General features: G+C 60.9%; 13 protein-coding genes. 10 read left to right on the forward strand and 3 right to left on the reverse strand.

The features are described from left to right. Positions 1-18 precede the first annotated feature (18 nt). From BOP93_RS06410 to rpoS, 8 genes are all read left to right on the forward strand, one after another. Positions 19-1131: an S-(hydroxymethyl)glutathione dehydrogenase/class III alcohol dehydrogenase gene (locus BOP93_RS06410; protein ID WP_065896986.1), complete on the forward strand. Its 1113-nt coding sequence runs from the start codon at positions 19-21 to the stop codon at positions 1129-1131. Positions 1132-1139: 8 nt separating this feature from the next. After that, the gene (gene fghA / locus BOP93_RS06415; RefSeq protein WP_104501957.1) at positions 1140-1985 is read left to right on the forward strand and encodes an S-formylglutathione hydrolase; all 846 of its coding nucleotides are present in this window, start codon (positions 1140-1142) and stop codon (positions 1983-1985) included. Between the two features lie 55 nt (positions 1986-2040). After that, a complete protein-coding gene (gene ispF / locus BOP93_RS06420; RefSeq protein ID WP_057723182.1) occupies positions 2041-2514 on the forward strand; it encodes a 2-C-methyl-D-erythritol 2,4-cyclodiphosphate synthase in 474 nt (157 codons plus the stop codon). Beyond that, the gene (gene truD / locus BOP93_RS06425) at positions 2511-3569 is read left to right on the forward strand and encodes a tRNA pseudouridine(13) synthase TruD (protein ID WP_104501958.1); all 1059 of its coding nucleotides are present in this window, start codon (positions 2511-2513) and stop codon (positions 3567-3569) included. Before ispF ends, truD begins: the two co-directional genes overlap by 4 nt. Further along, positions 3557-4306 carry a 5'/3'-nucleotidase SurE gene (surE, locus tag BOP93_RS06430; protein WP_065886108.1) on the forward strand — a complete coding sequence of 250 codons (750 nt, stop codon included), beginning with the start codon at positions 3557-3559 and terminating at the stop codon, positions 4304-4306. The genes truD and surE overlap by 13 nt, the downstream gene beginning before the upstream one ends. 41 nt (positions 4307-4347) lie before the next feature. Beyond that, positions 4348-4983: a protein-L-isoaspartate(D-aspartate) O-methyltransferase gene (locus tag BOP93_RS06435; protein ID WP_170827533.1), complete on the forward strand. Its 636-nt coding sequence runs from the start codon at positions 4348-4350 to the stop codon at positions 4981-4983. Positions 4984-5191: 208 nt separating this feature from the next. Next, positions 5192-6028, forward strand: a complete 837-nt coding sequence (locus tag BOP93_RS06440; RefSeq protein ID WP_065932847.1) for a peptidoglycan DD-metalloendopeptidase family protein — start codon at positions 5192-5194, stop codon at positions 6026-6028. A 105-nt stretch (positions 6029-6133) separates the two neighbouring features. Then, on the forward strand, positions 6134-7141 hold the full coding sequence (gene rpoS / locus BOP93_RS06445) for an RNA polymerase sigma factor RpoS (protein ID WP_057723178.1): 1008 nt from the start codon (positions 6134-6136) through the stop codon (positions 7139-7141). 178 nt (positions 7142-7319) lie between these two features. Here rpoS and BOP93_RS06450 read toward each other — a convergent pair whose 3' ends face one another. Next, a complete protein-coding gene (locus tag BOP93_RS06450) occupies positions 7320-7529 on the reverse strand; it encodes a cold-shock protein (RefSeq protein WP_002554837.1) in 210 nt (69 codons plus the stop codon). A gap of 388 nt (positions 7530-7917) precedes the next feature. On the opposite strand from BOP93_RS06450, the gene dcd reads away from it, so the two are divergent. Together dcd and BOP93_RS06460 are read left to right on the forward strand one after the other, a co-directional pair. Next, positions 7918-8484: a dCTP deaminase gene (gene dcd / locus BOP93_RS06455; RefSeq protein WP_003189215.1), complete on the forward strand. Its 567-nt coding sequence runs from the start codon at positions 7918-7920 to the stop codon at positions 8482-8484. A gap of 108 nt (positions 8485-8592) precedes the next feature. After that, positions 8593-8790 (forward strand): hypothetical protein, encoded by a 198-nt coding sequence (locus BOP93_RS06460; RefSeq protein WP_065886112.1) that lies wholly within the window; start codon positions 8593-8595, stop codon positions 8788-8790. A gap of 22 nt (positions 8791-8812) precedes the next feature. Here the strand turns inward: BOP93_RS06460 and pdeM are convergent, their stop codons facing one another. Continuing rightward, positions 8813-9463: a ligase-associated DNA damage response endonuclease PdeM gene (gene pdeM / locus BOP93_RS06465; protein WP_104501959.1), complete on the reverse strand. Its 651-nt coding sequence runs from the start codon at positions 9461-9463 to the stop codon at positions 8813-8815. Next, positions 9463-11943, reverse strand: a complete 2481-nt coding sequence (locus BOP93_RS06470; RefSeq protein ID WP_104501960.1) for a ligase-associated DNA damage response DEXH box helicase — start codon at positions 11941-11943, stop codon at positions 9463-9465. Before BOP93_RS06470 ends, pdeM begins: the two co-directional genes overlap by 1 nt. Positions 11944-12000 lie beyond the last annotated feature (57 nt).

Consider the following 12000-nt stretch of genomic DNA (forward strand, 5'->3'; position numbering starts at 1 on the left):
CTCCATGGAGAAACCCGGATGATCAAGTCCCGCGCCGCCGTAGCCTTCGAAGCCAATAAACCCCTCGAGATCGTGGAAGTCGACGTCGCCATGCCCAAGGCGGGTGAAGTGCTGTTGCGCGTGGTCGCCTCCGGCGTGTGTCACACCGACGCCTACACGCTGTCCGGCGCGGACCCGGAAGGCATCTTCCCGTCGATTCTGGGTCATGAAGGTGGCGCAGTGGTCGAGGCCATTGGTGAAGGCGTGACCTCGGTTGCCGTTGGCGACCATGTGATCCCGCTGTACACCCCGGAATGCGGCAAGTGCAAATTCTGTCTGTCAGGCAAGACCAACCTCTGCCAGGCCATCCGTGCCACCCAGGGCAAAGGCCTGATGCCTGACGGCACCACGCGCTTCTCCTACAAAGGCGAGCCGATTTTCCACTACATGGGCACCTCGACGTTTTCCGAGTACACCGTGCTGCCGGAAATTTCGGTGGCCAAGATTTCTAAAGAAGCGCCGCTGGAAAAAGTCTGCCTGCTCGGTTGCGGCGTCACCACCGGTATCGGTGCGGTGCTCAACACCGCCAAGGTCAAGCCGGGCGATACCGTGGCCATCTTCGGTCTGGGCGGTATCGGTCTGTCGGCGGTGATTGGTGCGGTAAAAGCCAAGGCCGGTCGCATTATTGCGATCGACATCAATCCGGCCAAATTCGAGATCGCCAAGCAGTTGGGTGCTACCGACTGCATCAACCCGAAAGACTACGACCGCCCGATCCAGGACGTGATTGTCGATTTGACCGATGGCGGCGTGGACTTCTCCTTCGAATGCATCGGCAATGTTCAACTGATGCGTGCGGCCCTGGAGTGCTGCCACAAAGGTTGGGGTGAATCGGTGATCATCGGTGTGGCCGGCGCCGGCCAGGAAATTTCCACCCGTCCTTTCCAGCTGGTGACCGGTCGCGTCTGGCGCGGGTCGGCATTCGGCGGCGTACGCGGACGCAGCGAATTGCCAAGCTACGTGGACATGGCCCAGACCGGCGAGATCCCGCTGGACACCTTCATCACCCACACCATGGGCCTGGAAGACATCAACAAAGCGTTTGACCTGATGCATGAAGGCAAGAGCATTCGTACCGTCATCCATTTCTGAGGTCGGCCATGAGTCTGGAAAACCTGTCCTGCCAGAAAAGCTTCGGCGGCTGGCACAAACGCTATAAGCATCACTCCGATGTGCTCGATTGCGACATGACCTTCGCGGTCTACCTGCCGCCGCAAGCGGAGCAGGGCGGCAAGCTGCCGGTGCTGTATTGGCTGTCCGGCCTGACCTGCACCGACGAGAACTTCATGCAGAAGGCCGGCGCCCAGCGCATGGCCGCCGAGCTGGGCTTGATCATCGTGGCGCCGGATACCAGCCCGCGCGGCCCCGGTGTGCCCGATGACCCGGACAATGCCTGGGACTTCGGCCTCGGCGCGGGTTTTTACCTCAATGCCACCCAGCAACCCTGGGCCAGGCATTATCGGATGCATGACTACGTGGTGCAGGAATTGCCGGCGCTGGTGGAAGCGCATTTTCCGGCTTCGGACAAGCGCGGCATCAGCGGTCACTCGATGGGCGGCCACGGTGCGTTGGTCTTTGCGCTGCGCAACCCCGGGCGTTACCAGTCAGTGTCGGCGTTTTCGCCGATCAGCAATCCGATGGATTGTCCCTGGGGCCAGAAAGCCTTTTCCCATTACCTGGGGGAGGAGCGCTCGAAGTGGCGTGAATGGGACGCCTGCGTACTGATCAGCGAAGCCTCGGAACAGTTGCCGCTGTTGGTGGACCAGGGCGATCGCGACGATTTCCTCACCGTGCAGCTCAAGCCCGAGGCCCTGCAGCAAGCGGCCAAGGCCGCCGGCCATCCGCTGGAACTGCGCCTGCAACCTGGCTATGACCACAGCTACTTCTTTATCGCCAGCTTCATCGATGACCATTTGCGCCATCATGGTCGTGCTTTGCTCGGTTAATGTGAGGCAAAAGTAGGTAGAATCACGCCCTGAATTAAATCGGGGCGTTTTTTTTATGCGTATTGGCCACGGCTACGATGTGCACCGTTTCGCTGAAGGCGATTTCATCACGTTGGGCGGCGTGCGTATCGCGCACCATCATGGACTGCTGGCTCATTCCGACGGCGACGTTGTCCTGCACGCCCTGAGCGATGCATTGCTCGGCGCAGCGGCGTTAGGTGATATCGGCAAGCATTTTCCGGACACCGATCCAACCTTCAAGGGCGCGGACAGTCGTGTCCTGCTGCGCCATGTCGTGGGTTTGATCCATGCCAGGGGCTGGAAAGTCGGTAACGTCGATAACACCATCGTGGCCCAGGCGCCGAAAATGGCCCCGCATATCGAATCCATGCGGGCCCTGATTGCCGCAGACCTGCAAATAGAATTGGACCAAGTCAACGTGAAAGCCACCACCACCGAAAAGCTCGGGTTCACCGGTCGTGAAGAGGGTATCGCCGTGCACTCCGTCGCCTTGTTGCTGCGCGCATGAACGAATTTGAATTACTCGGCCCGCGTGCCTATGGCGAGGCCCTGGGCAGCGCGGTGCTGAAGGCTACTGCCGAAGATTTCCAGGTAGACGAAGTGCTCGACATCCCGCTGACCGGCGAAGGCGAACACTTGTGGTTGTGGGTGGAGAAGCGCGGCCTGAATACCGAAGAAGCGGCGCGGCGTATCGCCAAGGCGGCGGGCGTGCCGTTGCGCACCGTCAGCTATGCCGGGCTCAAGGATCGCCAGGCATTGACCCGTCAGTGGTTCAGCCTGCAATTGCCCGGCAAGGCCGACCCGGACATGGGTGCCGCCGAGAACGACACCCTCAGGATCCTGAAAACCGCCCGGCACAAACGCAAGCTGCAGCGCGGCGCCCATGCCGCCAACGGCTTCACCTTGCGCCTGACCCAGTTGGCCGGTGATACCGCCGCCCTCGATGCGCGCCTGCAGTTGATTGCCCGGCACGGCATTCCCAACTATTTCGGCGCCCAGCGCTTTGGCCACAACGGCGGCAATGTCGTCGATGCCCGTGACTGGGCTGCGCGCAAGGCCTTGCCGGAACAGCGCAATGTGCGTTCGCGGCTGCTGTCCACCGCCCGAAGCTTTCTGTTCAACAAAGTGTTGGCGGCACGCGTCGCTGACGGCTCGTGGCAACGCGCCCAGGTCGGCGACCTGCTCGCCTTCACCGACAGCCGCAGCTTTTTCCCGGCCGGGGAGGCTGAATGCAGCGACCCGCGCCTGGCGATCCTGGACCTGCACCCCACCGGCCCGCAGTGGGGCGAGGGTGAGTCGCCGGCGAAGGGTCCTACGTACGAACTGGAACAATCTGTCGCCGCCGCAGAAGCTGACCTGCGTGATTGGCTAGTGAATGCGGGCATGAGCCAAGAACGTCGCATTCTGCGACTGCCCATTGGCGGGTTGACGTGGCATTATCCCGGGCCTGACATTCTGCAATTGGAATTCGTCCTGCCGGCCGGATGCTTTGCCACTGTATTGGTGCGCGAGCTTGTTGATCTGGTGCCGGTGGGGCCGACGGACAACCCATGCGTATTCTGATATCAAACGATGACGGTGCCACCGCACCCGGTCTCGCCGCGCTTCATGCTGCGCTGGCCGATTACGCCGAGTGCGTGGTGGTCGCCCCCGACCAGGACAAGAGCGGCGCCAGCAGTTCGCTGACGCTCGACCGTCCGTTGCACCCCAAGGTTCTGGCCAACGGCTTTATCAGCGTGAACGGCACGCCCACCGACTGTGTGCACCTGGCGATCAACAGCCTGCTGGAACACGCGCCGGACCTGGTGGTGTCGGGCATCAACCTGGGCGCGAACCTGGGCGATGATGTGCTGTATTCCGGCACCGTGGCGGCAGCCCTCGAAGGGCGCTTTCTGGGCGGGATCGGGTTCGCGTTTTCCTTCGCCTCCCGGCAACTGGATAACCTGGCCACGGCGGCGTATTACGCGCGCAAGCTGGTGGAGGCGCACGGTTCCCTGGACCTGCCGCCGCGCACCGTGCTCAACGTCAATATTCCCAACCTGCCTCTGGACCATATTCGCGGCATCCAGCTGACGCGGCTGGGGCACCGTGCCCGTGCGGCGGCCCCCTTGAAGGTGGTCGACCCGCGTGGCAGGGAAGGCTATTGGATCGCGGCGGCCGGCGACGCCGAGGATGGTGGTGAGGGCACGGACTTTCATGCGGTGATGCAAGGTTATGTATCGATTACCCCGTTGCAATTCGATCGCACCTTCAGTGATGCCTTCAGTGGTCTGGATGGCTGGCTGGAGGGACTGCGCTGATGGCTCGTGAACAAGACGACCTGCTGCGCCGTGGCATCGGGATGACCTCCCAGCGCACCCGCGAGCGTTTGATCCAGCGTCTGTACGAAGAAGGCCTGTCCAATGCGCAGGTGCTGGAAGTGATACGGCGCACGCCTCGGCACCTGTTTGTCGACGAAGCCCTGGCGCACCGCGCCTATGAAGACACCGCGCTGCCGATCGGCCACAACCAGACCATCTCCCAGCCTTATATGGTCGCGCGCATGAGCGAACTGTTGCTGGCCGCAGGGCCATTGGACAAGGTGCTGGAAATCGGCACCGGCTCCGGCTACCAGACCGCCGTGTTGTCCCAGTTGGTCGAGCGGGTGTTCTCGGTTGAGCGCATCAAGGTGCTGCAGGACCGCGCCAAGGAGCGCCTGGTGGAGCTGAACCTGCGTAACGTGGTGTTTCGTTGGGGGGATGGCTGGGAAGGCTGGCCTGCATTGGCGCCCTACAACGGCATCATCGTGACTGCAGTGGCCACCGATGTGCCGCAAGCGTTGCTGGACCAGTTGGCGCCTGGCGGTCGACTGGTCATCCCGGTGGGCTCCGGCGAAGTGCAACAATTGATGCTCATCATTCGAGAGGACGACGGCTTTTCCCGGCATGTGCTTGGCGCCGTGCGGTTCGTGCCGTTGCTCAATGGCCCGCTGGCCTGACATTTATTCCCTGTTAGTGAATTCCATAGACGCGGATGTGTCTTACAGCGGGGTCTATAGATTCAACAAGGGTGAGAGCCGGCATTAAACACGATGAATTTTTCGTTTCAGCCGTGTGCCGGTAAAAAGCCAGTGCCCAGTTATACTTGCGTCATATTTCAAGCCTGATACGGGCGTTAATGTTCAGCCACCACAAAGGGAGCGGCGGGTGAGTCTCACAGGTCCTGCGCAGCGAATGAGTAAAACAAGCTTTCAGCGACTGGTGCTTGGCCTTGTCTTGAGTTCCTTACTGGCCGCCTGCTCGAGCACGCCATCCGGTGGTGCGCGGGTGGTCGACCGCACGAATGCGGCACCGCAAAAGCCGATGGTGACCACGGGCCAGTACGTTGTACGCAAGGGCGACACGTTGTTCTCGATTGCCTTCCGTTACGGTTGGGATTACAAGGCGCTTGCAGCTCGTAACAACATTCCCCTGCCTTATACGATACATCCGGGGCAGACGATTCGTTTCGACGGTCGCACCGGTTCGGCGCCTACGGCAGTTGTGACAAAGTCCGGTTCTTCGTCTTCCTCTTCGAGCAAAACCACCGTATTCACGCGGCCGGCCGGCACTGCCGCGCCTTCGGTTGCGAGCAAGCCGGCACCTGCGCCATTGCCACCTGCGGGGCCTGCGCCGACCGGTTGGGGATGGCCCTCAAACGGGGTGCTGATTGGAAAATTCTCTTCAAACGGCAGTTTGAATAAAGGCATTGATATCGCCGGGGATTTGGGACAGCCTGTTTTGGCTGCGTCTGATGGGACAGTGGTGTACGCCGGGAGTGGTCTACGGGGCTACGGCGAGCTGGTCATCATCAAACACAGCGATACCTACGTCAGTGCCTACGGTCATAACCGCAGGTTGTTGGTTCGGGAGGGGCAGCAGGTCAAGGTCGGACAGACGATTGCCGAAATGGGTTCAACGGGGACAGACCGGGTGAAACTGCACTTTGAGATTCGCCGTCAGGGCAAGCCTGTAGATCCACTGCAATTCCTACCCCGTCGTTGATGTGTTGCCAGCCTGTTCCCTCACGTAGAAGGAACAGGCTCCAGCGTTGCCAAGGATAAAGGCGTCGCTTGAGCTTGAGGTCGAACTCACCAAAGGACTATAACAATGGCTCTCAGTAAAGAAGCGCCGGAGTTTGACATCGACGATGAGGTTCTCCTTATGGAGACCGGTATCGCTACGGAAACGATGTCAGATAATGAGGGGGCTTCACCTCCCTCAGTTCGTACCAAATCCAAGAACTCCTCCGCGTTAAAGCAACACAAGTACATCGACTACACGCGGGCGCTCGATGCGACCCAGCTGTACCTCAATGAAATTGGCTTCTCCCCCCTGCTCACCCCCGAAGAAGAAGTCCATTTTGCGCGTCTGTCGCAGAAGGGTGATCCGGCTGGGCGCAAACGCATGATTGAAAGCAACCTGCGCCTGGTGGTTAAAATCGCCCGACGCTACGTCAATCGCGGATTGTCGCTGCTGGACTTGATCGAGGAGGGCAACCTGGGCTTGATCCGGGCGGTGGAGAAGTTCGATCCTGAGCGGGGCTTTCGCTTCTCGACCTATGCCACCTGGTGGATTCGCCAGACCATCGAACGGGCGATCATGAATCAGACCCGCACGATCCGGTTGCCGATCCATGTGGTCAAGGAGCTCAACGTCTACCTGCGGGCAGCGCGGGAGCTGACACAGAAACTCGATCATGAACCTTCGCCCGAAGAAATCGCCAACCTGCTGGAAAAACCGGTAGGGGAGGTCAAGCGCATGCTCGGCCTTAACGAGCGCGTGTCTTCGGTTGACGTCTCGCTGGGTCCGGATTCGGATAAAACCCTGCTGGACACCCTGACGGATGATCGTCCGACGGATCCTTGCGAACTGTTGCAGGACGACGATTTGTCGCAAAGCATCGACCAGTGGCTGTCGGAACTCACGGACAAGCAGCGTGAGGTGGTGATTCGCCGCTTCGGCCTGCGCGGCCATGAGAGCAGCACCCTGGAGGACGTAGGCCTGGAGATCGGCCTGACCCGTGAGCGGGTTCGGCAGATTCAGGTAGAAGGTCTCAAGCGCTTGCGCGAGATCCTGGAGAAGAACGGCTTGTCGAGTGAGTCGTTGTTTCAATAACGACCCTGCTTGAAGGCTTGAATGTGAGAGGGGGGCTTGCCCCCGATGGCGGCGCTTCAGTCGATATAGGCTTTGACTGAGACACCGCTATCGGGGGCAAGCCCCCTCCCACATTTTTCCCAGGCATAAAAAAACCCCGCTTTTGAGGGCGGGGTCTTTTCGACTAAGTCAGTACAAGTTAGATAACTTGAACTTCTTCAGCTTGCATGCCTTTCTGACCGCGGGTAGCGATGAAAGAAACCTGTTGGCCTTCTTTCAGGCTTTTGAAGCCGTCGGATTGGATAGCTTTGAAGTGAACGAACAGGTCGTCACCGGATTGTGGAGTGATGAAGCCGAAGCCTTTTTCATCGTTGAACCACTTAACGGTACCAGTTTGGCGATTAGACATGGTGTAACTCCTTGAACAAAGTTAACTGCGACTCAGGAAAAGCCCTGGCCGAGACTGAGTGCAAAGAGCAGGAAAAATTCTTGGAGATGGTTGGATCGAAATTCAACATATCGTGTAGAGATTCTCAGTGACACAAGCAACACAGTGACGCCACCTTAACCCTTTTTCCGGAACGTGCCAATGGTATTTCCGCAGGTTTCTCTAATTTCGTCACTGGCGGTGGTATTTATTGTCCCGTAAAACTGCGCCAGGAGCCCCGGCCCCGTTGGCTGGGGGTTATGGGCGCCGGTGCATTCGTCATTAAAAGCGGTGCGCCCTTTGAACCCCACCGCCGGCCCCGGTAAGATGCCCCACAGAATTTTTCCACCTCGCTATTCAGGACACCGCCATGAGCATCAAATCGGACAAGTGGATTCGCCGCATGGCGCAGGAACACGGCATGATCGAACCGTTCGTCGAGCGCCAGATTCGTGGCGAAGGTGACGAACGCGTGATTTCGTACGGGGTTTCCAGCTATGGCTACGACGTGCGTTGCGCCGATGAATTCAAGGTGTTCACCAATATCAACTCGGCGATCGTCGATCCGAAAAACTTCGACGAAAAAAGCTTCGTCGACGTCAAGAGCGACGTATGCATCATCCCGCCAAACTCCTTCGCCCTGGCCCGCACCGTGGAATTCTTCCGTATTCCACGGGATGTATTGACCATCTGCCTGGGTAAAAGCACTTATGCCCGTTGCGGCATCATCGTCAACGTCACGCCGCTGGAACCCGAGTGGGAAGGCCACGTGACCCTGGAGTTCTCCAACACCACCACGTTGCCGGCGAAAATCTACGCCAACGAAGGCGTGGCACAGATGCTGTTCCTGCAGTCCGACGAGGCATGTGAAGTGTCCTACAAGGACCGTGCGGGCAAGTACCAGGGCCAGCGCGGCGTTACTCTCCCACGCGCTTGATAGAAAGCTCCTACGCTTAAAGGGAATTAGTCTGCAGAAAGTGACTCTATCTAGGTGTACTGCCTCGGCGCGTGTGAAACGCGTCGAGCCACGCTTGAGGAGTGCCTTATGAAGATCAACCCGCGAATCAGCGCAGAACTTGCCCGGCTTGAACCCAACCAGATTGGTGTTCTGGCCTGGTCCTTGATGGCCGACCCTGCTTATGCGGGCGGCATCCCCGGTCAACCTGAGCCGGACTATCCGCAACCTACCGAACCGGGTGAGCCGACCCTGCCGGATGAGCCACCACCCGCGCCCGTGGCCTGATCCACGCACGGCCAACCGGCGTTCACTGAACGGGCCATACCTGGTGATCGCCGATCACGAAGATTCGGCGCTCACTGTCCTGTTCCACTGCATACCCTCCGGTAAATGCGCCAAACGCCGGCAGCAGGCTGACGCGATCGCCTATCTGGAAGCACGGCAGGCGCAGGCTCTGCCGACCTCTGCCGCGCAAGCGATACACCGGATGGACATGCCCGGCCAGCACATGATGGCTGGGGTGGGCGTCCGGTTCGTGCTGCAGCGCGAACGGGCCCATTAAGAGAGGCTCGGAAACGACCTCAATGCCCAAGTCGGCAGGCGGATCGCCAGCGCGTTGATCGTGGTTGCCGCGAATCAACGTGATGGGCAACTCGGCATGCCGCGCTCGCCAGGCCCTCAGCGCGCCCAGGGTGCCGCTGGCGTGGGAGCCGGGGCCGTGGAGGAAGTCGCCGAGAAAGATCACCTCATTGCAGGGAAACGCCGTCAGCAGCCGGTCCAGGCGCTGCAGGTTTTCGCTGGTGGTGCCCTGGGGGACCGGTTGCCCGAGGCTGCGGTAGGCCGAAGCCTTGCCAAAGTGAGCGTCGGCGATCAACAGGCTGTGGCGCGCCGGCCAGTAAACCGCTTTGTCCGCCAGTAACCACAACTGCTCACCCTCAAGCGTTATCGAACAAGCCATTAACCTTTTCCTTTGTCCGCAATTTTTTCCAGGTCCTTGACCATCCGCGCAATGCGTTCCGAGAGTTTTTCGGAACTCAGGCTTTCGCGCATCCGCTCCACCAGCAGGGGGAAGGCCAGCGGCGTAGGCCGTTGGATCACATGCAGGTCCAGTTGCAGCGCCGACAGGCGCAGCAATGTCTCCTCCAGGCGCTGAATGTCGAGTTCGTTGCGCAGGACTTCTTCCCCCGCCTGGGCCAGCAACAGGTTCTGCGGGTCGTATTGCTTGAACACTTCGAAGAACAGCCCGCTGGAAGCCTGCACCTGGCGAGTACTTTTCGGCGCACCGGGATAGCCGGCGAACACCAGCCCGGCAATGCGCGCGATTTCGCGAAAGCGGCGCAACGCCAGTTCACCGGCATTGAGGCTTTCTGCCACATCCGTCAGCAGCTCCTGCGGGCTGAGCAGTGCCTCATTGAAGATATCCGGCCAGTGCACCTCGGTGGCGCTCAGCAGCTCCAGCCCGTAATCATTGACCGCGATGGAAAAGGTCACGGGTTGCCGCCGGCTGACGCGCCACGCCAGCAAGCTTGCCAGCCCCAGATGCACCTGACGCCCCGCGAAGGGGTAGAGAAACAGGTGCCAGCCCTCGCGTGACTTGAGAAACTCCGCCAGCAAATGGTCGCGGGTCGGCAGGCCGGACCAGCGCAATTGCGTCTGCAACAGCGGCTGCACCGCACGCATTTCCGGCCCCTCGAAGCGACCCTGAGCCGCCGCGTCAAAGCGCTCGATCACCGCCTGCGCCAGCTCGTTGGAAAGGGGCATGCGCCCGCCATTCCAGCGCGGCACGGCGGCTTTTTTCGCGGTGCTGCGGCGGACATAGGCGGTCATGTTTTCCACGCGCACCAACTCCAGCAGGCGCCCGGCGAACAGAAAGCCATCCCCCGGCTTGAGCCGTGCAATAAAGCCTTCCTCGACACTGCCGAGGTTCTTGCCGCCGCCGCCCTTGCTCCAGTACTTCAGATGCATACTCGCATCGCTGACGATGGTGCCCACGCTCATGCGATGGCGGCGTGCCAGGCGCGCATCGGGGACGCGCCAGATGCCCTGTTCGTCGGGCTCGACGCGGCGGTAATCCGGATAGGCGGTGAGCGACAGCCCGCCATGGCGCACAAAGGCCAGGGCCCAGGCCCAATCGGCGTCGGTCAGGTCGCGGTAGGCCCAGGCACCGCGTACCTCCGCCAGCAGCGCGTCGGGAGTAAACCCACCGCCCAGGGCCATGCTGACCAGATGCTGCACCAGCACATCCAAGGGTTTGTGCGGTGATTCGCGGGCTTCAATGCGCCGCTGGGCAATCGCATCCTGGGCGGCGGCGGCTTCCACCAGCTCCAGGCTGTGGGTCGGTACCAATGTCACCCGTGACGGACGCCCCGGTGCATGCCCCGAGCGGCCGGCGCGTTGCATCAGGCGCGCCACACCCTTGGCCGAACCGATCTGCAGCACTCGTTCCACCGGCAGAAAGTCCACGCCCAGGTCCAGGCTTGAGGTGCACACCACCGCCTTGAGTTGGCCTTCTTTCAACGCACGCTCCACCCAGTCACGGGTTTCCCGCGACAGCGAACCGTGATGCAGCGCAATCAGGCCGGCCCAGTCCGGCCTGGCCTCGAGCAACGCCTGATACCAGATTTCCGATTGCGCGCGGGTGTTGGTGAATACCAGGCAGCTGCTGCTCGAGTCCACTTCAGCCACGACTTGCGGCAGCATCTTCAAACCGATATGTCCGGCCCAGGGAAAGCGTTCGGCAGTGGGCGGCAGCAGTGTGTCCACTTGCAGCTGTTTGGCGGTCTGCCCCTGCACGTTTATCCCGCCACCCTGTGGGACCAACACCTCCAGCGCGTGCGCCTGATTACCCAAGGTTGCGGAAATACCCCACACCAGCAAATCCGGGTGCCAGCGCCGTAGCCGCGCCAACGCCAATTGCAGTTGCACGCCGCGTTTATTGCCGATCAGTTCGTGCCACTCATCCACCACCACCATGCGCAGATGCCCCAGGCTGACCTCGCTGTCGGCGCGCGCGAGCATCAGCGTCAGGCTTTCCGGCGTGGTGATCAGCGTGGTGGGCTGGCGGCGGGTCTGGCGCGCACGTTCGCTGCTGCTGGTGTCGCCCGTGCGCAGGCCGACGCTCCAGGGGATCTGCAATGCCGCCAACGGCGCCTCGAGGGCACGCGCGGTGTCGGCGGCCAACGCACGCATCGGCGTGATCCACAACACGGTCAGGGGTTCGGCCGCAGGCTTGCGCTTGCCGGTAGCGGGTGGGCGCGTTACGGCGAAACGATTGAGGGCTGCGAACCACAGCGCGTAGGTTTTACCCGCGCCGGTACTGGCATGCAATAAGCCTGACTGACCCTCCTTGACGGCCTTCCACACGTCTTTCTGAAAGGCGAACGGGCGCCAGCCGCGGGTGGCAAACCATTGTTTGGCGAAGTCGACGGGTTTTGCCATGCGGCAGCGGACGCTCTGGAGGCTCTAATGCACAGACCCCCCAGGCGCCCCAAAGGT

Origin of the sequence: Pseudomonas orientalis (assembly GCF_002934065.1) — a bacterium.
GTDB classification, from domain to species: Bacteria; Pseudomonadota; Gammaproteobacteria; order Pseudomonadales; family Pseudomonadaceae; genus Aquipseudomonas; species Aquipseudomonas orientalis_A.